Genomic DNA, 19,994 nt, shown 5'->3' on the forward strand with positions numbered 1-19,994 from the left:
TTAGCCGACGCTGAGGGCAGACCTCTGCCGCCGCTTAGTTTTCGCTTCGGTACGGCGTCGCGCCCGTCAGGCGAAGAGCTGGGTGAGCTTCAGGAGCAGCTCGTACACCCCGTACGCGAAGGGCAGCCCCACCCAGATCCAGGCGAGCACCATCAGCCCGGTGCGCCGTTCCGTCCCGGTGCTCATGCGGTCTGTCCCTCCTCCAGCGCCCGCGCGGGCCGTTCGTGGTGTTTGTCGTGGACGGGACGGATCAGCTCGTTGGCGACGAAGCCCACCGCGAGCAGCCCGATCATGATGAACAGCGAAGTGGTGTAGAGGTCGGGGCCTGAGCGGCCGTCGGCCTTCTGCGCGTCGGCGATGGCGTTGACGATGAGCGGGCCGAGCACGCCGGCCGTGGACCAGGCGGTGAGCAGGCGGCCGTGGATGGCGCCGACCTGGTAGGTGCCGAAGAGGTCCTTGAGGTAGGCGGGCACGGTGGCGAAGCCGCCGCCGTAGAAGGACAGGATGCCCATCGCGCACAGGATGAACAGCGGCTTGGATGAGTCGCCCGCCAGCGCGATGACGAGGTACAGCAGCGCGCCGACGCCCAGGTAGACGCGGTACATGTTCTTGCGTCCGATGAGGTCGGAGGTGGAGGACCAGACGAAGCGGCCCGCCATGTTGGCCAGCGACAGCAGCGCCACGAACCCGGCCGCCGCTCCGGCCGCGACGGCGACGGGGGTGCCGGCGAAGAAGTCCGTGATCATCGGGGCGGCCTTCTCCAGGATGCCGATGCCGGCGGTGACGTTGCAGCACAGCACGACCCACAGGCAGTAGAACTGCGGGGTGCGGATGGCGTTGCGCGCCGAGACGTCCGCCGTGGTGATCAGCGGGCGGGCCCGCGCGGCGGCCGGTGTCCAGCCCTTCGGGGCCCAGCCGTCCGGCGGCACCCGGACGAGCAGCACGCCCATCGACATGAACACGGCGTAGACGACGCCGTGCACGAGGAACGTGGTGGCGATGCCGGTCGTGGTGGGGCCGAAGGTGGCCAGCATCTGCGCCGACCAGGGCGAGGCGATGAGCGCTCCGCCGCCGAACCCCATGATCGCGATACCGGTGGCCATGCCGGGCCGGTCGGGGAACCATTTGATCAGGGTGGATACCGGCGAGATGTACCCGATGCCGAGGCCGATGCCGCCGACGAAGCCGTAGCCGAGCACGACCAGCCAGTACTGCCGGGTGAACACGCCGAGCGCCGACAGCAGGAAGCCGGAGGAGAAGCAGGTCATCGAGACGAACATGGCCCATCGGGGCCCGTTGCGCTCGACGAGGGTGCCGCCGAAGGCGGCCGACAGGCCCAGCATGACGATGCCGAGCTGGAACGGCAGGGCGCTCTGGGTGCCGGTGAGCCCGAGCGCGGATTCGAGCGGGGGTTTGAACACGCTCCACGCGTACGCCTGCCCGATCGCCAGGTGGACGGAGAGCGCCGCGGGCGGCACGAGCCATCGGCTCCAGGTGGGCGCCGCCACGGTACGGGAACGACTGAGGAAACCTGTGGGACTCGCGAACCTCGTACTGACTGACACGCATCACGGCTACCACACATACGGTATGCAGTATTTGGCATGCGCCCGCGCTTTACGCCGAGCGGTCCGATCTTGTCGGCGAATGGACCCGTAATCTTGGAGGGTCGTTCTAGAGAGGCGGGCTGAGCATGGGCACCACGACAGAGCCGGAGGTCAGGATCGCGACAGGGCGCGTGCGGGGCCGCGCCGAGGGCGGGGTGGCCGTCTTCCGCGGCATCCCGTTCGCCCGTCCGCCGCGCTTCGGCGCGCCCGAGCCCGCCGAGGCTTGGGACGGGGTCCGCGACTGCGTGGCGTTCGGCCCGCCGCCACCGCAGCAGTCCACCGTCGCCTCCCCTGTGCGGGGGCGCAGCGGGGAGAGCTGGCTGACGGTCAACGTCTGGACGCCGTCGCCCGGCCCGGCGGCGGGCCTGCCGGTGATGGTGTGGATCTACGGGGGCGCGTACCGGGCCGGCGAGTCCGGCGAGCCCGTGTACGACGGCGCGATGCTGGCCCGCGAGGGGAACCTGGTCGTCGTCACCCTCAACTATCGGGTCGGCATGGAGGGGTTCGCGCACGTCGAGGGGGCGCCGGCCAACCGGGGGCTGCTCGACCAGGTGGCGGCGCTGGAGTGGGTGCGGGAGAACGTGGCCGCGTTCGGCGGCGATCCCGGGCGGGTGACGGTGTTCGGGGAGTCGGCGGGGGCCGGGTCGATCATCGCGCTCATGGCCATGCCGCGCGCCGCCGGGCTGTTCGGGCGGGCGATCGCGCAGAGCGTCCCCGGCACGTACTTCTCGGCGGCGCTGGCCGCCGACCTCGGCGCCGTCCTGGCCGGGGAGCTGGGCCTGCCGCCCGCCGCCGAGGCGCTGGCCGCCGTCGAGCCCGGCCTGCTCGTCGGGGCCGCCGAGACGGCGACCGCCAAGATGCGCCGGTACGAGGACCGCTGGGGCGCGGTCGCGTACACCGTGACGCCGTTCTCGCCGGTCGTGGACGGCGACGTGCTGCCGCGCGACCCGTGGAGCGCGCTGGCGGACGGCGCCGCCCGGGACGTCGAGCTGGTCGTGGGGCACACGCGGGACGAGTACCGGCTGTTCACCCAGATGGGGCGGGTCCAGGGCGAGGAACTGCTGGGAGTGTTCGCGCCCGGACGAGAGCAGGACTACCGCGACGCCTTCCCCTCGGCGGGGCCCGAGCTGCTGGACGAGCTGGTGCAGTCCGACTGGCTGTTCCGCATGCCGTCGCTGCGGCTGGCCGACGCGCAAGCCGCCGGGGGCGGGCGGGTGTGGGCGTACGAGCTGACCTGGGCCACTCCCGTGCTCGGCGGGGCATGTCACGGGCTGGACGTGCCGCTGGTGTTCGGCAACCTGGACAGCGGGATGGGCACGTTCTTCCTCGGCCGGAGCGCCCCGCCCGAGGCCGCCGCCGTGTCGGCCGCCTTCCGGCGCTCGTGGACGGGCTTCGCGGCGGGCGAGGGGCCGGGCTGGGAACCGTACACGCCGGAGGAGCGGCTGACCAGGCTCTTCGACGTCGAGCCCGCGACGGTGCCCTACCCGGAGGAGGCGTCCCGGCGGATCTGGGCCGCGCACACGTTCGGCGAGCTTCCGCTCCTCAACTGAGGCCAAACCGAATGTTGTTCTGTAGTGTGGTGGGACATGACGGACATCTTCGATGACCTCCAGGCCGAGTACGAGCAACTCGACACCGTCCTTGCCGCCCTCACCCCCAGGCAGTGGTCGCACCCGTCGGCCGCCGACGGCTGGACCGTCTCCGACGTCGTCCTCCACCTCGCCCAGACCGAGGAGCTCGCCGCCGCCTCGATCAGAGGCGAGCTGGGCGGCCCGCGCGCCCGCGGCGAGGTGGACGCCATGGCCGACAGCGCCGTGGCCGCCGAACGCGACGTCTCCCCCGGCGACCTGCTGGCCCGTTGGCGCGCGGCCACCGCGTTCATGCCCGCCGCGCTGCGCGCCCACCCCAGGGGCAGCCGCCTGCCCTGGGTCGCCGCCTCCCTCTCCCCCGCCACCCTGGCCACCACCCGCCTGGCCGAACACTGGGCCCACGCCCTCGACATCACCACGCCGCTCGGCATCCCCTACCCGGACACGGCGCGGCTGCGGCACATCGCGTGGCTCGGGCACCGCACGCTGCCGTACGCGTTCGACGTGGAGGGGCTGGCGGGCGGGCCCGTCCACTGCGAGCTCACCGCGCCGAACGGTGACACGTGGCACTTCGGCGAGCCCGGCGCGGCGTCCGTCATCACGGGGCCGGCGGGGGACTTCTGCCGGGTGGGGGCGCGGCGGCTGGCGCCCGCCGACTCGTCGCTCAAGGCCACGGGGCCGCACGGCGCCGAAGCCCTCGCCGTCCTGCGCAACTACGCTTTCTGAGGTTCGCGGGCGCCTTGAGCGAGCGCCTTGATCGTGCCTTGATCGGGCGCCTCGGGCGGGCGCCTCAGGGCGCTAGCCGAGCATTCCGCCCAGGCGGCCCTCCAGCATCAGCAGCAGCTCCCCCAGCAACCCGGCGAGCTCCCGCTCCTTCTCGGTCGACAGCCCGGACAGCAACGCGGTCTCGTACTCGAGCTGCTCGGGCAGCAACCGCATGATGAACTCCCTGCCCCGCTCCGTCAGCGACAGATGCGCCACCCGGCGGTCCCGATCGTCCACCCGCCGCGCGACCAGCCCGATCTCCTCCAGCCGCCGCACCCGCTTGGTCACCGCCGCCCCCGAGGCGAACGTCTCACGGGCCAGCCGGCCAGGCGTCAGCTCGCCGCCGACCCTCAGCAGGGCGCACAGCAGGTCGTACTCGGCCCGGTTCACCCCGGCGCGGCCGAGTGGGGCGTCGGTGGCCTGGTGCAGGAGCGCCGTACACCGGTTGAGCCGGCCGATGACGGCGATCGTGTCGAGGTCGGCGTCCGGGAGGACCTTCCGCCACTGGCGCAGCGCGACCGCCACGGCGTCCTCCACGTGCCCGATCCCTCCTGCCGCCCTGGGTGTGCGCTGGCCTCCGATCGTACGCCCCCGCCACCCGCGGCCGGGCCGTCTAGGCGGTCAGTTCGGCGAGCCTGTGGTGCCCGGCCCGTTCGGCGGCGGCGATCCGCTCCTGCGGCAGCGCCGCGCTCCACCACTCTCCCGCCGCGATGTCGGCCGCCTCACGCAACTCCACCAGCGCGGCCCGCAACCGGTCGCGCGCCGCGCCGGTGAGCGGCTCCTCCAGCAGCCGCTCCAAACGTTCCAGCCCATCCCGTACGCGAGCGGCGGCCCGCCGGTCGGGCAGCAGCACGCACGCCAGCAACCCGGCGGCGGCACCCAGGCAGGTGTCCAGCCAGCGGTCGGCCACCAGCGCGGACACCGGCTCGGCGCCGGCGAACTCGGTCATCAGCATGGCCATGGGGGCTACGAACACGCTGCCCAGCCAGTAGTTGCGGGTGATGGCCGCCTCCGTGACGAACTGCATGACCAGCACGGCCACGATCAGCGCCACCGCGCCCCAGCGGGTCAGCGGGACCAGGGCGGTGAACAGGGCCACGCCGAGGAGGTTGCCGATCACGCGCTGGAGCGCCCGGCTCCAGGACATGGTGGTGTTGGCGGCGAACACGGCCGCCGCCGTGACCACGGCCCAGTACGGTCTGCCGACGCCGAGCGCCATCGAGACCCAGCCCGCCAGCGCCGCGCCGGCGGCCACCGTCGCCGCCACCCGCCACCAGCGGGCGCCGGCGGCCTCGACCGGCTCCGCGCGTTCGGCGGCGATCCCGCTCAACTCCGCCTGCTCGGCGGCTTCCGTCCGCGCGTCGCACGCCGGCGGCTCAGGCACGGGACGGCCCTTGCGCAGCTCATGCGCCCAGCCCGCGAGCATGCCGGCATCGACCCCACCACGCGCCCGCCCGCCGGCGCAAGCCGCGGCGGCCGACTCAGCGCGCACCAGCAACCGCCGCAACCCCTCCCGCCGATCACCGGCCCGCAGCAACGTCACCCAAGCCGCGTTCACGGCCGTCGCGGCGGCATGGCGCGCCTGCCGGACGTCATCACCCCGCGCCGCGCCGCTCGCCAGCCGCGCCGTGGCCTCCAACGCCCGCGCGACCGCGATCCGCTCAGGCCCGTCCGGCCGGACCACCCCCGGCGCCATCCCCACGACCCACGCCACAACCCCGCCGAGCACCCCGAGCCCCACATGCAGCGGAACCTCGGCCAGCCGCTCCCCCGGCACGAACGCGGCACTGGCGGCGACGAAGGTGAGCACGACGTTCCCTGGCGGCCCGATCCGGCTGGCGTCGCAGGCCGCCTTGTGCACCCCCGCCAGCACGGCAGCCACCGCCACCCGGACGGCGACCGACTCGGTGAGCGCCGCCGTGACGAGGGCGACCGTGGTGCCGGCCAGCATCCCGGCCACGACCCACCCCAGTGCCTTGGCCCGGGCCGCGTACGGCAGCCCGTGCCCGTACAGGGCGCACATGGCCCCGGCGGAGGCGTACAGGGTCAGGTCCAGCCGTCCCGCCAGGAGCAGCGCGAGCAGCACGACGGCGAGTGCGGCGACCCCGCTGAGGGCGGGTTTGTGCCAGATGTCGCCGAGGGGCGCGAGACGCAGCGCGGCGCGGACGGGCATGCGGACACGGGGCCTTAACTGCTGGAAAGGGAAAACACTCATCCCCTAAAGTTTAGCAGATGTTTTACTAGTGAAATACTAGCCCAGTGGCATGATCGGGAGGGTGAGAACCGATGTCCTGATCACCGGCGGCCTGCTGATCGACGGCACCGGCGCCCCGCCCCGACGCGCCGACCTCGCGATGAGCACCGGCCGTATCACCCACGTCGGCACGACCACACCGGCCGAAGCCACCCACGTGATCGACGCCACCGGCCTCATCGTCACCCCCGGCCTCATCGACCTCCACTCCCACGCCGACTTCACCATCCTCGGCACCCCCACCGCCGAAGCCTGCCTCCACCAGGGCGTCACCACGCTCGTCACGGGCAACTGCGGCATGTCCCCGTTCCCAGGCCCGGACAGCGGCGCCGACCTGGCCGCGTTCGCCGCCGCCGTGGACGACGCCCGTCCCGCCGTCAACCTCGCCCTCCTCGTCGGCCACGGCGCCCTGCGCGCCGCCGTGCTCAGCCAGGAGCGCCGCGCCCCCGGCCGCACGGAGCTGGACCGCATGCGCGGCCTGCTCGCCACGGCGGCGGAGCAGGGCGCGTTCGGCCTGTCCACCGGCCTGATCTACGCGCCGGGCTCGTTCGCGGCCACGCAGGAGATCGAGGCGCTGGCCGCCGAGACCGCCAGGCACGGCCTGCTGTACGCGACCCACATGCGCGACGAGGGCGACCGGCTCATCGAGGCCGTCGAGGAGGCGCTGTCGGTGGCGCGCGCGTCGGGCGTACGGCTGCAGATCTCGCACCTGAAGGCCATGGGCCCGGCCAACCACGGCAAGGTGGAGCGGGCGCTGGCCCTGATGGACGCCGCCGCGGCGCAGGGGCTCGACGTGGCCTGCGACGTCTACCCCTACACCGCCTCCTCCACCACGCTGACCTCCCGCCTGCCCGGCTGGGCCATGGACGGCGGGACCGCCGCCCTGCTCGCCCGCCTGGCCGACCCCGCCGACCGCGAGCGCGTGCTGGCCGGCCTGCGGCCGGCCGTCGGGCGCACGTTCCTGCCCGAAGGGGTGATCATCGCCGAGCTCTCCCCCGGCCCGTACGCGGACCGCGTCGGCGACAGCATCGCCGCCATCGCGAAGGACACGGGCGTGGAGCCCGCCGAAGCCGTCCTGGACGTGCTGGCCGCCCACCGCGCCCAGGTGATGATCGTCAACCACGCGATGGCCGAGCGGGACGTGGCTGCCGTGCTGCGGCACCCCGCCAGCGCCGTGGCCAGCGACGGCTGGGTGCTGCGCGCCCCCGGCGACGGGCATCCGCATCCGCGTAACTTCGGCACGTTCGCCCGCGTTCTTGGCCCGAGCGCGCGTGGTGAGGGGGTGGTGCCGGTGGCGGAGGCCGTACGGAAGATGAGCTCGCTGCCCGCGGCCCGCCTCGCGCTGACCGATCGCGGCACCGTCGCGCCGGGGCAGGTGGCGGACGTGGCGGTGTTCGACCCGGCGAGCACGGCGGACCTGGCCACCTACGGCGATCCGTGGCGGTACGCGGCGGGCGCGCGGCACGTGCTGGTGTCCGGCGAGGTCGTGCTGGCGGACGGCGTCCCCACCGGCGCCCGTCCCGGCCGCGTACTGCGCAAGACCCCCGCGCGCTAGGGAAACCCCTAGGACACCTCCCGTGGCGGCCCCTTCACCCGCGGTGAGAGCGTGCCGGTATTCGAGCGCGGCAGCGATTTGGCGCGCGTACGACCGGAACGGGTGGACGAAGATGACCGAGCCCACGAGCGGGGTCGCGAAGCAGGAACTGCATGACTTCCTGCGCGCGGCGGACAAACTCACACTCGAAGACAGGAGACTCCTGGTCCAGCAGGCGCTGGTGCTCATCGAGCAGAACTACGTGCATCTGCCGCTGAAGGCCGCGATGCACGCGGTGAACCCTGTGCAGCGGCTGCGGCTGCTCGCCGTGCGCCTGAGCAGGCAGACCCCGCAGACGATGGGCCCGGAATGGCGCTTCCACTCCGAGCTGTCCGAGATCTTCCACTCGGTACGCGACCTGCACACGAACTACCTGCTACCCCTGCCGTTCTCCGGCAGGATCGCCTTCCTCCCGTACCTCATCGAGGAGCACTACGACGGCGACCAGCGCCACTACGTGGTGACCAGAACGCTGCAGGACTTCTCCGCCCCCGGCTTCGGCCCCGGCGTCGAGGTAACGCACTGGAACGGTATCCCGATCGACCGCGCGGTGGACATCAACGCGTCCAGGTTCGCGGGCAGCAACCCGGCGGCCAGGCACGCGCGCGGCCTGCAGTCGATGACGATCAGGCCGCTGCGCGTGCACGTGCCGCCGGACGAGTCGTGGGTGGTGCTCACCTACGTCGGCCAGGACGGGATCCGCCGCGAGCTGAGCGAGACCTGGCGCGTCAGCGACAACCTGCCGCCGTTCGTGAACGCCGACGAGCTGTCCGTCGCCGCCACGGCCCAGGGCCTCGACCTGGGCGCGGACGAGATCTCCCGGGCGATCAAGCTCCTGTACGTGCCGGAGGCCGTCACCCCGCGGGAGAGCCTGGGCGGCGCCGAGCTGACGGCCGAGCCCGCCGAGGCCGGCGCGGACATCCCCACCTCCATGCCCGCCTTCTTCCGCGCCAGGAGCGTCGTCACCCCGTCGGGCACGTACGGCCACATCCGCGTGTTCAGCTTCAGCGTCAACGACCCGGACGCGTTCGTCCGCGAGTTCTGCAGGCTGATCGGGCTGCTGCCGCAGAACGGGCTCGTCCTGGACGTCCGCGACAACGGCGGCGGGCACATCTTCGCCAGCGAGTTCCTGCTGCAGACGATGACGCCGCGCCCGATCGTGCCGGAGCCGACGCAGTTCATCACGTCCAACCTGAACCTGCGCATCTGCCGCCAGCACCAGGAGAACCCGTCCGGCATCGACCTGGGCCCCTGGTGCCCGTCCATGGAGCAGGCGCTGGAGACGGGCGCCGTCTTCTCCGGCGCGTTCTCCATCACCCCGGCCGGCGGCGCGAACGCGCTCGGCCAGCAGTACTTCGGCCCCGTCGTGCTGATCACCAACGCGCTCTGCTACTCGGCGACCGACATCTTCGCCGCCGGCTTCCAGGACCACAAGATCGGCAAGGTGCTCGGCACGGACGACAACACGGGCGCGGGCGGCGCCAACGTGTGGACGCACGAGCTGCTCAAGCTCCTGCTCGAGCTGCCCTCGCCCGCGCCGCAGACCCCGTACAAGCCGCTGCCGGGCGGGGCGGGCATGCGGGTGTCGGTCCGGCGCACGCTGCGCGTGCACGACCTGGCCGGCACGCCCGTCGAGGACCTCGGGGTGGTGCCCGACTTCCGGCACCGGATGACCCGCAGGGACGTGCTGCAGGGCAACGAGGACCTGCTCGCGCGGGCGGGCGAGATCCTCGCCGGGCAGCCGGTGCGGCGGCTCGACGTGCAGGTCTCGGCGGCGCAGGTGACGCTGACGACCGCGCTGGTGGACCGGGCCGACATCTACCTGGACGGCAGGCCGGTGGCGTCGGTGGACGTGACGCAGCAGGTCACGACCGTGGCGGTGCAGGGTGCCGGGGCGGCGCACGTCATCAGGGTGGAGGGGTTCCAGGGCGGCGAACTGGTCGCCGCGCGCACGATCCTGCGGCCCTGACCGTCCGGCGGGCCCCGCATCGGGTGCGGGGCCCGGCGCGGCCGGGTGCAGGGTGATCACAACTCGAAGCAGGTGGACCGCCTCGCCGACCTCCTGTGAGCTAGGTCGTGAGGTCGCTGCCTGACACGGCGGTGTCCGCCTCGGCGACGAGCGGGCTGGCGCGGTACCGCTGCCAGGCCGCTCGCAGGCGGCGCAGCTCGTCGTGCACCCGGGCCGAGGCGATCAGCCGTACGTCGTCGCTGAGGCCCAGCGCGGTGACGGCGGCCTGCTCCGGGTCGCCGGCCCGCAGGTGGGCGTGCGCCGCCCGCAGCCCGATCAGGACGCGGGTGCGCAGCTCCACCGGCCGCCGCGCCGCCATGGACGCGGTGAAGTGGCGGGCGGCGGTGGCGTGGTCGCCGAGCTGGGTGAGGGTCAGCCCGATCTGGTGTTCCAGGGACTCGCGCCGGTAGTTGCCGAGCCACTCGGTCTCCGGCGGGGAGTCGGCGCGTTCGAGCTGGGTCTCGGTGCGGTGCAGCAGGTTGAGCGCGTCCCAGCGGGTGCCGGCCGCCGCGTGCGCCTCGGCGCGCATGCCGGTGATCCAGGCGAGCGTACGCCGGGGGCCGTGCCCGCCGAGGGCCGAGGCGGCGGCGTCGGCCAGTGCGAGAGCCTCACCGTCGTGGCCCAGCTCGGCGGCCTGCACGGCCATGCTGCGTAACGCGGTCGCGCGCAGCAGCAGGTCGCCGGCCTCGTCCGCGAGCCGTACGGTGCTGATGTAGTAGCGCTGGGCCAGGGCGTTGGCGCCCGCGTCCATGGCCATGTACGCGGCCAGGTAGCTCAGCTCGGCCGCCGCCGTGAACAGGTCGGGCCTGCCGCGCCCGCTCGCCCTGCGCAGCAGGGGTGTCACCTCGCGCGCCAGGTAGGCGGCGACGGCGGCACGGGCGTGGCCGCCGCCGTACTGGTCGTCCAGGTCGGCGAAGGCCGCGGTGGCGGCGCGTACGCGGACCACGTCGCCTGCGCCCGCCCGTGAGGCGCGATCCAGCGCGTTCGGTGCGGCGCCCGCCCAGGAGGGGCGTCCCCGTGTTTGCGGCGCCCCGCGCCCGGTGGCCAGGCCGGAGAGCGCGGCCAGCGTGAACGTGCCCGCCGTCAGCACGGTACGGCGGTTGAGCAGGTCGTCCTCGCCCACTGTGGCGAGCCGGGCCACCGGGTCGCCGTCCCAGGGGTCGTCGGCGGGCGGGGGGACTGCGGCGTCCGGCCAGCCGAGATGGCGCGGGGAGAGCTCCGGCCGGTTGAGCCTGCGGCGGAACGCCTCCACGGCGGCGTGCACCGCCTCGGGCCTGGGGACCGTTCCCGTCAGCCAGTGGCCCACCGCCGAGCGGTCGTAGTGCAGGCGCTCGCCGCTCTCTGCGGCGACGGCGTTGACGTGCTGCGCTGTGGCGGCGTGCGTCCAGCCGGCCTGCTCGATCAGTGCGGCCAGGGAGCGGTTCACGACGGGGCGGGTGCGCCGTGGCGGCATCTCAGCTTCACATCGCTTCACATCGCGGTGCCCTCGACGATGCGCCGCGCGCAGAGCACCGTCAAGAGAGCCGGCGGTGAGGCAGGCGGACGACAGGGAGGCCGGATGGCAGGCATGGACGAGGCGGCCCACGCCGACCGGGCGGCGGCGGAGGCGCCCCACGCCGACCGGGCGACGGAGGAGGCGGCCCGCTTCGACGGGGCGGCGGCCGAGGTGGCTCATGCCGAGTTGCTGGGCGCGCTGGCGGGCAGGCCCCTGGTCGTCGTCGACCGGTGCAGCACCGCCCTGCGCGCCGGGTACACCGGGCCCGCGCCCGTCGAGGCGCTGCGCCCCGCGCTGGGCATCGGCTGCTACGCGGCGTGGGATCCGGCGCTGCCCGGCATGGTCGTCGCGGCGGAGGAGCACACCGGCAGCCGTTCCGTGCCCGAGCGGCGCGGCTGGCTGCGGCGCGTACGCCACGAAGCCGCCCGGCACCTGGTCAAGCTGGACCGCCCGCCCGTCATCGCCACCGGCCACACCGGCGCCCAGCTCCAGGAGCTGGCAGGCCCCGGTGGGACGGTCGCGGCGATCGACCCGGGCGTGCGGGCCACGATCGAGGCCAGGCACCTGTTCGACGACCTGCTGCGGGCGGCGGGCGTGCCGGCCGTGGCGCGCATCCGCTGCGTGCCCGCCGAACGGCTGGCGAGCCTGGCGGAGCTGCGCCGCGCGGTCGGCACCGAGCGGGTGGTGGTGCAGGCGGGCGGCGTGTCAGGAGGGCGCGGCACGGTGATCGTGTCGGGCGACGACGACATGGCCAGGGCCGCGCGGCTGCTGGGCCCGTACCGGGTGGCGGCGTTCGTGGACGGCTGGCCGTGCGCCGTCACCGTGCTCAGCGTCCCTGACGGTTCCGGCGGCGTCAGCGTGTACGTGGACCGTCCCTCGCACGAGACGACCGGCGTCGGCGAGCTGGGCGTGGGCCCGCTGTGCAGCGCGGGCCACGACTGGTCGCGCCCCTGGCCGGTGCCCGCCGCCGCGCTGCTCATCGAGTGCGCCGAGCGCGTCGCGGTCTGGGGCTGGCGCAGGTACGGCGTCGCGGGGCTGTTCAGCCTGCGCGCTCTGATCACGCCGGGCGAACGGGTCTACCTGTCGGCCATCCGGTGGCACTGCGACGAGAGCACCGAGGTGTCGGCGGTCAACCAGCAGGCCGTCGGCGTGCCCCCGTTCGTGCTGGCCCATCTCGTGGTGATGCTGGGCGGGCGGGTGAGCTGGCTGGCGGATCCGCAGGAGTTCAACCACGTCAGCCTGCTGCGCGCCACCCAGCGCGGCGGGCCCTTCTCGCTGCGGGTACGGCTGCGCGGCGGCTCCGCCGTACGGATCGCGGCCGGGCGCGGGCCAGGCGTCTACCGGCTGGACCGCGACGACCGCCCGGTGTGGGTCCGCCGCGCCGCCCACCCGGCGGAGGCCCGTGCCGACCAGGGCGAGTTCCTGCTCGCCGACCTGCCGTCGGCGGACGTGGTCTGCCACCCCGGCGCGGACCTGGCCACCGTCGAGGCCGTCACGGACGGCGCCACGCAGCCCTTCCACGGCCCGGCCAGCGCGTCGCCGTTCACGCGCCGGGTGGCGGCGGCCGTCGAACGCCTCTGCGTCGCCGAGTGAGCGGTACTGCCCGGCCGACGTGATCAGCGCAGGCCGATGGCGCTCTCCCAGAACCAGTTCCACCGGATCTCGTCGCGGAAGCGAGCCGCGCCCGCCTCGTACAACACGCCGATCGCGCCGTTGCCGAGGAGCGTCATGTCGGAGTAGCCGGCGTGGTCCGCGTCGATCCGCACCCCCGCGTTGCCGGTGCTGCCGTCGTAGCCGCGCCAGGTCGCGCCCTCGTCGAAGGACGATCGCACGTTCATCCCGACCGGATTGTTGTTCGTCTTGGGGGTGGCGGGCGCCGACAGCAGGATGCGGGTGTACGGGCCGCCGTCCCAGCGCTGGCGGAGCAGGGCGGGGTGGGTCGGCGGGGCGGTGACGGCGTTGTCGGCGCGGAAGTCGCCGTCGAAGGTCAGCCCGCCGTCGCTGCTGACGCCCCGGGCCAGGCCGTGGACGGAGGTCTGGTCGTCGGGGACGGCGCCGTTGCGGGCGATCACCAGGATGCTGCCGTCGGTCCGCTCGACCAGCGTCTGCTCGCCCAGCTTGAGCACGGTCTTGTCGTACGTGGCGGTCGCGCCGATCCGCCAGGAGGCGCCGTGGTCGTCGCTGTGGACGAGCCGCACGCTCTGCCGGTTGCCCACGGCGAAGTAGACGGGCACGACCAGTCGTCCGGCGTGGGCGCCGCGCGTGAGCTGGATCCCGTGCCCGGGTCCTGTCGCGAACCAGTCACCCGCCCCCGCCGGTGCCTTGATGTCGGCGGACAGGTCGCGCGGCGCCGACCACGTACGCCCGTCGTTGGTGCTGACCTGCACCTTCGGAACGCGGGGCGTGGTCTGGGTCGCGGTCGGCTCGGAGGTCGTGAACAGGAACACCGATCCGGACGAGTCGGCCACCACGGTCGCGTTCCCCTGGAGGGCCGCCCCCGCCGTGCTCGCCAGGACGGTTCTGCTCGCCTCCCAGGTGACGCCGTTGTCGGTGGAGCGGCGCATCACGACGTCGAAGGCGCCGTGGTCGGCGCAGTTGTTCCTGTTGCGCCGCTCGGCGAAGGCGAGCAGCACGTCGTTTCTCGTCTTGACGACGGCCGGGAGCCGGTAGCAGGTGGTGACTGTCGCGCCGGTGGCCGGGTCGGTGCTGGTGTACTGCTTCCACAGGGTCTGCTTGTGCCAGGTGTGGGTGGGCGGCTGAGCCGCCGCGGCCGGCGTGGCCGTGACCAGGACGGCCGCGACGGCGCCGATCGCGGCGCCCAGCGTGCGTAATCTCCGCATGTGTGCCTCCCTTTCGCGGTCATGATCCCCGCGCCGGGCGTCGCGATCAACGTTCTGCTCAATAACCCACCGTGAAGCGCCGCTGCACGTGCCGGGGCAGCTCGGCCTCGTCGAGGATGGCGACGGCCAGGTCCTCGGCGGAGATGTCGCTGGTGCCGTCCTCGCGGACCAGCAGCCGGTCGCCGCCCACCCGGAACCTGCCGGTGCGGGTGCCGGGGTCGACGCGGGCCGCCGAGGGGCTGAGGTAGGTCCAGTTGCGGTTGGACAGGCGGTAGAGCGCCAGCGCCTCGCGGTGGGCCAGCACGACCTTGATGTACTCCGCGGGGACGCCGAGAAGTTCCGGCAGCCCTTCGGCGAAGCCCTCGGCGTCGGCCACCTGCAGCCCGGGGCGTACCTCGAGGCTGCCCGCGCCGCCGACGACGATCAGCCTGGCGGCGGGTTGCGACTCCAGCGCCTCCAGCAGCGACCGGGCGGTGGCGGGCAGCACGTGGGCGTTGGCGATCGTGTCGGGGACGTCGCGTCCGGCGTTGAGCGCGTTCACGACGACGTCCAGGCCGGTGATGGCGCTCGTCACGCCGGGAACGTCCAGGACGTCGGCGACCTGCCAGGCGATCTCGCCCGTCTCGGCGGGAAAGCGGGAGGCGTCCCTGGTGAACGCGGTGACGTGGTGGCCCCGCCGCACCGCTTCCGCGACGACGCGCGACCCGATGACACCCGTGGCTCCGAACACTCCCATGCGCATGACGCACTCCTCAAAGCTATTCACTGAACGGCGTGTAGTAACTGAACGCCGATTAGACACTGAACCCGGTAAGGTGTCAACGTGGTCGAAGGCAGCAGGCGAGAGCGGCTCAGGGCCCAGACGGTCCAGGAGATCAAGGAGACCGCCATGGCACTGCTGGCCGAGGGCGGGCCAGGCGCGGTCACGCTGCGCGCCATCGGCCGGCGGATGGGGATGACGGCCGGAGCGCTCTACGGCTACTACGCCACCCGCGACGACCTGCTCACGTCGCTCATCGACGACGTCTACACCGCGCTCATGGACGAGATCGACAAGGCCTGCGACGCCGTGCCCGCCGATGACGCGGCGGGGCGGCTGATGGCGTGGGCGCGGACGTTCCGGGCGTGGGCCACCGGCAATCCCGAGGGGTTCCGGCTCGTCTACGGGGAGCCGGTCCCCGACTACCGGCCGCCGCCCGGCGGGCCCGCCCCGGAGGCCGCGCGGCGTGCGTGCGCGGGGCTGGTGTCGCTGGTGGCCGCCGCCTGGCCGTACGCGGGCGAGCGGTCGCGTGCGGAGCAGCACGACTGGTCGGACTTCGGGCCGGGGCTCGCCGACGAGGTGCGGGCCTCCCATCCCGGGCTGCCGCCTGCCGCCGTGGCGGTGGCGCTGCGGGTGTGGGGGCGGATGCACGGGCTGGTGGCGCTGGAGGTGCACGGGCATCTGCGGGCGCAGGCGCGGCATCCGGAGAAGCTGTACCGGGAGGAGATGCGCGAGCTCGTCGCGTCGCTGGGGCTGCCTGCCGGGGGGTGAGTGGTCAGGTCAGGGGGTGGCGAGGGTGCGGGCCAGGGACTCCAGGGTGTCCGGCGGGGTGCCCGGCGGCGGGGAGACGCGCAGCACCGGCTCGCGCAGGTGCAGCGGGGCGCGCGCCGTGGGGACGACGCCGACCAGCAGGGACGCCCGCGCCGCGCGGGCGGCGGCCCGCTCGGCCGTGTCACCGGGCGGTGGGACGAGCGTGACCAGGGCCGAAGGCTCGTCGAGCGGCTCAGCCACCCGCCAGCCGCCCGCCCCGTCGAGCAGGCCGCGCGCCGTGCGTCCCAGATCGGCCAGCTGGGCGTGGACGGCGGACGGGCCGAGCTCGTGGTGCTCCAGAACCGCCGCGCCGAGGCCCGCCCTGGTGGCGATGGGGCCCTCCGAGCTCTCGTAACGCGCCGCCCCCTCAACCGGCGCGACCTCGCCGCCGTCCAGCGACGGGTCGCCCCAGAGGTGGCCGCTGAGGGTGGGGGCGGGGGCGTCCATGGCGGGGGTCAGGCCGGGGACGATCAGGAAGCCGACGCCGCGCGGGCCGGCCAGCCACTTGCGGGAGGTGCCGACGTAGGCGGTGGCTCCCGTGCCGCGTGCGTCCACGTGGCCCAGGGACTGGCAGACGTCCAGGACGAACGGCACCCCGGCCTGCCCGCACAGTGCGCCGATCTCGGCTGCCGGTTGGACGACGCCGTGGTGGGAGCCGACGTGCGAGACGATCACCAGGTCGAGGCCTGCGGCGAGCCTGGTCCGTACGGCGTCCGGGTCGATGCGGGAGTCGCCGTCCACGGGGAGTTCGACGAGGTGCCAGCCGCGTCGGGGGGCCAGGTGGCGCAGGAGCATCAGCGTGCTGCCGTACTCGGTGGGAGCGCACCCGATGCGGGCGCCGGGGCCGAGCCGCCAGCCGCCCAGCAGCGCCGCCATCGCCGCCGTCCCGCTCTCCAGGAACGCCACCCGCCCCGGCCCGCCACCCGGCCCGCCATCGACGAGGGCGGCGAGGGCGGAGCGGGCGGGGGTGAGGTCGGGGACGGCGCCGTAGCCGCCACGCTCGCGTTCCAGCCGCAGGTGGGCCGTCATCACGTCGAGCACCCGATCGCTGGGCACGTTGCACCCGGCCGCGTCGAGGTGCCCCACCGGCGTCACCGTCCGCGCCGCCCGCCACGCCTCGGCCACGCGCGTCCGTCCCGCCTCCGCAGCCCGCCTCCTTCCGGCTGCCGCGCCGGAGACAGGCGCCGAACCAGAGGCGGGCACCGCACCGGAGCCAGGCCTCGCACCGGAGGCGGGCGTGGCGCGCGGGTTCACGCCTCGGCCAGGACCAGCGCGAAGTCCCCCTCGGGATCCGTGTAGTGCCGCCGCACCCCGAACCCCGCCGCCGCCAGCTCGCCCCGCAGCCCGTCCTCACGGAACTTGGCGCTGATCTCGGTCCGCATCTCCTCCCCCTCCTCGAACGAAACGGAGAGCCCGAGCCCGCCGACCCGCACCCGCATGGCCCGCGACGCCCGCAGCCGCATCTCGATCCAGTCGTGCCGCTCGTCGTAGACGGCCACGTGCTCGAACGATTCGGGTTCGAAGTCCGCGTCCAGCTCCCGGTTGATCACCCGCAGCACGTTCCGGTTGAACTCGGCCGTCACCCCCGCGCTGTCGTCGTAGGCCGCCACCAGCCTCCCCCGCTCCTTCACCAGGTCGGCCCCCAGCAGGAACGTGTCGCCCGACCGCAGCGTGGCCCGCAGTTCCTTGAGGAACACCGCGCGGGCGGCCGGTTCGAGGTTGCCGATGGTGCCGCCGAGGAAGGCCACCATCCGCCGCCCGTTGCGGGGCAGCAAGGCGAGGTGGCGTTCGAAGTCGGCGCACACGGCCTGCACGGTCAGACCCGGGTAGCGGCCGGCGAGCCGGTGGGCGGCGGCCTCCAGGGTGACGGCGTCCACGTCCACGGGCGTGTAGCCGCGCAGGGTGCCGGCCGCCGACAGCGCGTCCAGCAGCAACCCGGTTTTCTCGCTGGTGCCGGAGCCCAGCTCGACCAGCGTGTCCGCGCGGGAGACGGCCGCGAGGTCGGCGGCCCGCGCGCGCAGGATGGTCAGCTCGCGGCGGGTCGGGTAGTACTCGGGCAATCGGGTGATACGGGAGAACAGGTCGCTGCCGGCGGCGTCGTAGAACCATTTGGGCGGCAGCCACTTGGGGCTGGACGTCAGGCCGGCGGTGACGTCGTGTTCGAGGGCCTGGCGCAGGTAGTCGCGGTCAAGATGACTGATCACACGCACGGTGGACTGGGTGACGGGCACGAGATCTCCTAGGTGAGTCACAACGGCTGGACGACGACGTCGTCGCGGGTGACGGTGAGCAGGCTCCGCTCGGGCACGGCCTGCCAGCCGGGCAGGTCGTCGAGCGGTTCGCTGGCCACCAGCACGCCGTCGTGGAGTCGGTGATGGAACAGGGTGTCGCCCCAGACGGTCGCGGCGATGGCCGTGCCGTCGGAGGCGAGCAGGTTCAGGCGGGCGGCGGGGTCCTTCTCCCCGGCCCGTACGACGACGTCGGCCAGCGCCTCGCCCAGGCCGGCGCCGGCGCGTCCGCGCTGGAACACGGCGGCGGCCACCCAGGCGGCGTCGCAGGTGCTCTCGGCGCCGTCGCAGAGGTTCTTGACCGCGTCGCGGGCGACGCGGCCGTTGTGGCTGAGCAGCCAGGTGCGGTCGGTGAACGGCGCGGTGGCGCTCTCCTCGATCGGCATGCCGACGGTGGCCGAGCGGACGGCGGCCAGCAGGCAGGTGGAGCGGGCCGTGGCGGCGAGGCCCGGCAGGTTGGCGTCCGTCCAGATGGGCACGGAACGGCGGTAACGCACCGGTTCTGGGCGGCCTGCGACGTACCAGCCCATGCCGTACCCGTCGGCGTTGATCAGCCCGGCCCGCTGTCGGCGCGGCGCGTACGACTGCTTGAGCAGCCCGTACTCGGCCTCGTCGATGAGCGAGGCGAGCGGGCGTTCCGCGCCCAGCCAGGCGGCGTGCCTGCACACCTCAGACCAGCTCCGACCGGGCGCAGCGGAAGCCGGTGAAGATCTGCCTGCGGATCGGGTAGTCCCAGTTCCTGAACGTGGTCCGCACCGCCGCCGGGTCGGCCGCCCAGGAGCCGCCGCGCAGCACGCGGTACTCCTCGCCGAAGAACACCTCGCTGTACTCCTTGTACGGGAAGCTGCGGAACCCCGGATACCCGTGGAACCAGGAGCCGGTCCACTCCCACACGTCGCCCAGCATCTGCTCGGCCCCGTAGGCGCTGGCGCCCTGCGGGTAGGCGCCGAGCGGGGCGGGGTGGGAGGACAGGTGGCCGAGGTTGGCCAGGGAGGGGCCGGGGTCGGTCTCGCCCCACGGGTAGCGCCTGGACCGGCGCTGCTGCGGGTCCCAGCCGCACGCCTTCTCCCATTCGGCCTCGGTGGGCAGCCGCTTGCCCGCCCATCGGGCGTAGGCGTCGGCCTCGTACCAGCTCACGTGCTGCACGGGCTCGTCCATGGGGACGGGCTCGACGCGGCCGAAGCGGTTGCGGTGCCAGGCGCCGCCGTCCCTGGTCCAGAAGAGCGGGGCGGTGATGTCGCGCCGCTGCCGCCACTCCCAGCCCTCGGGCGTCCACCAGCGCGGGTCGTCGTACCCGCCGTCCTCGATGAACGCCAGGTACGCGCGGTTGCCGACGGGGAGCCGGTCGATCCAGTAGCCGGGCAGGTCCACCCAGGTGGCCGGGCGCTCGTTGTCGTAGGCCCACGGCAGCGTGTCGGTGCCCATGAGGAACGGCCCCGCCGGGACATGCACCTCCTCGGGGCCTTCCGCGCGCCCTGGCGGCAGGTGGCCGTCGCGGACCAGGCCGGGCTGTCCGGAGAGCTGCAGCGTGGCGAGCATGGTCTCGTCGTGCTGGTGCTCGTGCTGGATCACCAGGCCGAACACGAAGCCGTCGCGGTGCAGCGGGGACGGGCCCTCCAGGTCGATCTCGTCGAGGACGTCGAGCACGCGGCCGCGCACGCCCTCGATGTAGCCGCGTGCCTCGGCGGGGCGCAGGAACGGCAGGCCGGGGCGGTCCTTGCGGGGGGTCTTGAACGCGTCGTAGATGTCGTCGATCTCGGGGCGGAGCGGGGTGATGCCGGCCGCGGCGCGCAGGACCCACAGCTCCTCGTAGTTGCCGACGTGCGCCAGGTCCCAGACGAGGGGGGACATGAGCGGGGAGTGCTGGCGTACCAGGAGGTCGTCCTCGGCGTCCGTGTAGGTGAGTGAACGGTCGCGCACCGCGATGAGCTCCTTGGCGATGCGTTCCTTGATGTCAGTCATGCGCGTCCTTGCTGTGTCGTCG

Annotated in this window: 16 protein-coding genes; 6 read left to right on the top strand and 10 right to left on the bottom strand. The window is 73.8% G+C overall.

Features of this window, described 5'->3' with window-relative positions:
- Positions 1 to 182: 182 nt before the first annotated feature.
- Entirely contained in the window at positions 183 to 1,508 is a 1,326-nt protein-coding gene (locus FXF51_RS27535; protein WP_262379876.1) for an OFA family MFS transporter, read from the bottom strand.
- 185 nt (positions 1,509 to 1,693) lie between these two features.
- On the opposite strand from FXF51_RS27535, the gene FXF51_RS27540 reads away from it, so the two are divergent.
- Positions 1,694 to 3,157, top strand: coding sequence for a carboxylesterase/lipase family protein (locus tag FXF51_RS27540; protein ID WP_148437569.1), 1,464 nt, complete (start codon positions 1,694 to 1,696; stop codon positions 3,155 to 3,157).
- Between the two features lie 36 nt (positions 3,158 to 3,193).
- Complete coding sequence (locus tag FXF51_RS27545; RefSeq protein WP_148437570.1) at positions 3,194 to 3,922, top strand: maleylpyruvate isomerase family mycothiol-dependent enzyme; 729 nt, start codon at positions 3,194 to 3,196, stop codon at positions 3,920 to 3,922.
- Between the two features lie 72 nt (positions 3,923 to 3,994).
- On the opposite strand, the gene FXF51_RS27550 is transcribed toward FXF51_RS27545, so the two are convergent.
- Both FXF51_RS27550 and FXF51_RS27555 read right to left on the bottom strand, forming a co-directional pair.
- Positions 3,995 to 4,498 carry a MarR family winged helix-turn-helix transcriptional regulator gene (locus FXF51_RS27550; RefSeq protein ID WP_148437571.1) on the bottom strand — a complete coding sequence of 168 codons (504 nt, stop codon included), beginning with the start codon at positions 4,496 to 4,498 and terminating at the stop codon, positions 3,995 to 3,997.
- A gap of 76 nt (positions 4,499 to 4,574) precedes the next feature.
- The gene (locus FXF51_RS27555; RefSeq protein WP_148437572.1) at positions 4,575 to 6,176 is read right to left on the bottom strand and encodes an FUSC family protein; all 1,602 of its coding nucleotides are present in this window, start codon (positions 6,174 to 6,176) and stop codon (positions 4,575 to 4,577) included.
- A 61-nt stretch (positions 6,177 to 6,237) separates the two neighbouring features.
- On the opposite strand from FXF51_RS27555, the gene FXF51_RS27560 reads away from it, so the two are divergent.
- Both FXF51_RS27560 and FXF51_RS27565 read left to right on the top strand, forming a co-directional pair.
- Complete coding sequence (locus tag FXF51_RS27560; RefSeq protein ID WP_222871497.1) at positions 6,238 to 7,770, top strand: N-acyl-D-amino-acid deacylase family protein; 1,533 nt, start codon at positions 6,238 to 6,240, stop codon at positions 7,768 to 7,770.
- Between the two features lie 112 nt (positions 7,771 to 7,882).
- The gene (locus FXF51_RS27565) at positions 7,883 to 9,778 is read left to right on the top strand and encodes a S41 family peptidase (protein ID WP_148437574.1); all 1,896 of its coding nucleotides are present in this window, start codon (positions 7,883 to 7,885) and stop codon (positions 9,776 to 9,778) included.
- A gap of 100 nt (positions 9,779 to 9,878) precedes the next feature.
- Here FXF51_RS27565 and FXF51_RS27570 read toward each other — a convergent pair whose 3' ends face one another.
- Positions 9,879 to 11,243, bottom strand: a complete 1,365-nt coding sequence (locus FXF51_RS27570) for a hypothetical protein (protein ID WP_222871498.1) — start codon at positions 11,241 to 11,243, stop codon at positions 9,879 to 9,881.
- A 132-nt stretch (positions 11,244 to 11,375) separates the two neighbouring features.
- Between FXF51_RS27570 and FXF51_RS27575 the strand changes: the two genes are divergently transcribed.
- Complete coding sequence (locus tag FXF51_RS27575) at positions 11,376 to 12,905, top strand: hypothetical protein (protein WP_148437575.1); 1,530 nt, start codon at positions 11,376 to 11,378, stop codon at positions 12,903 to 12,905.
- A 23-nt stretch (positions 12,906 to 12,928) separates the two neighbouring features.
- Here FXF51_RS27575 and FXF51_RS27580 read toward each other — a convergent pair whose 3' ends face one another.
- Together FXF51_RS27580 and FXF51_RS27585 are read right to left on the bottom strand one after the other, a co-directional pair.
- The gene (locus tag FXF51_RS27580) at positions 12,929 to 14,152 is read right to left on the bottom strand and encodes a sialidase family protein (RefSeq protein WP_148437576.1); all 1,224 of its coding nucleotides are present in this window, start codon (positions 14,150 to 14,152) and stop codon (positions 12,929 to 12,931) included.
- A gap of 58 nt (positions 14,153 to 14,210) precedes the next feature.
- Entirely contained in the window at positions 14,211 to 14,894 is a 684-nt protein-coding gene (locus FXF51_RS27585; protein ID WP_148437577.1) for an NAD(P)-dependent oxidoreductase, read from the bottom strand.
- Positions 14,895 to 14,975: 81 nt separating this feature from the next.
- On the opposite strand from FXF51_RS27585, the gene FXF51_RS27590 reads away from it, so the two are divergent.
- The gene (locus FXF51_RS27590) at positions 14,976 to 15,683 is read left to right on the top strand and encodes a TetR/AcrR family transcriptional regulator (protein ID WP_262379877.1); all 708 of its coding nucleotides are present in this window, start codon (positions 14,976 to 14,978) and stop codon (positions 15,681 to 15,683) included.
- Positions 15,684 to 15,692: 9 nt separating this feature from the next.
- On the opposite strand, the gene FXF51_RS27595 is transcribed toward FXF51_RS27590, so the two are convergent.
- The 4 genes from FXF51_RS27595 to egtB form a co-directional block, all read right to left on the bottom strand.
- Positions 15,693 to 16,847, bottom strand: coding sequence for an aminotransferase class V-fold PLP-dependent enzyme (locus FXF51_RS27595; RefSeq protein WP_262379878.1), 1,155 nt, complete (start codon positions 16,845 to 16,847; stop codon positions 15,693 to 15,695).
- Positions 16,848 to 16,972: 125 nt separating this feature from the next.
- Complete coding sequence (gene egtD / locus FXF51_RS27600; RefSeq protein WP_148437578.1) at positions 16,973 to 17,953, bottom strand: L-histidine N(alpha)-methyltransferase; 981 nt, start codon at positions 17,951 to 17,953, stop codon at positions 16,973 to 16,975.
- Positions 17,954 to 17,970: 17 nt separating this feature from the next.
- A complete protein-coding gene (gene egtC / locus FXF51_RS27605; RefSeq protein ID WP_148437579.1) occupies positions 17,971 to 18,678 on the bottom strand; it encodes an ergothioneine biosynthesis protein EgtC in 708 nt (235 codons plus the stop codon).
- A gap of 1 nt (position 18,679) precedes the next feature.
- The gene (gene egtB / locus FXF51_RS27610) at positions 18,680 to 19,972 is read right to left on the bottom strand and encodes an ergothioneine biosynthesis protein EgtB (RefSeq protein WP_148437580.1); all 1,293 of its coding nucleotides are present in this window, start codon (positions 19,970 to 19,972) and stop codon (positions 18,680 to 18,682) included.
- Positions 19,973 to 19,994: the final 22 nt, after the last annotated feature.

Source organism: Nonomuraea sp. PA05, assembly GCF_008086045.1.
Lineage (GTDB): Bacteria > Actinomycetota > Actinomycetes > Streptosporangiales > Streptosporangiaceae > Nonomuraea > Nonomuraea monospora.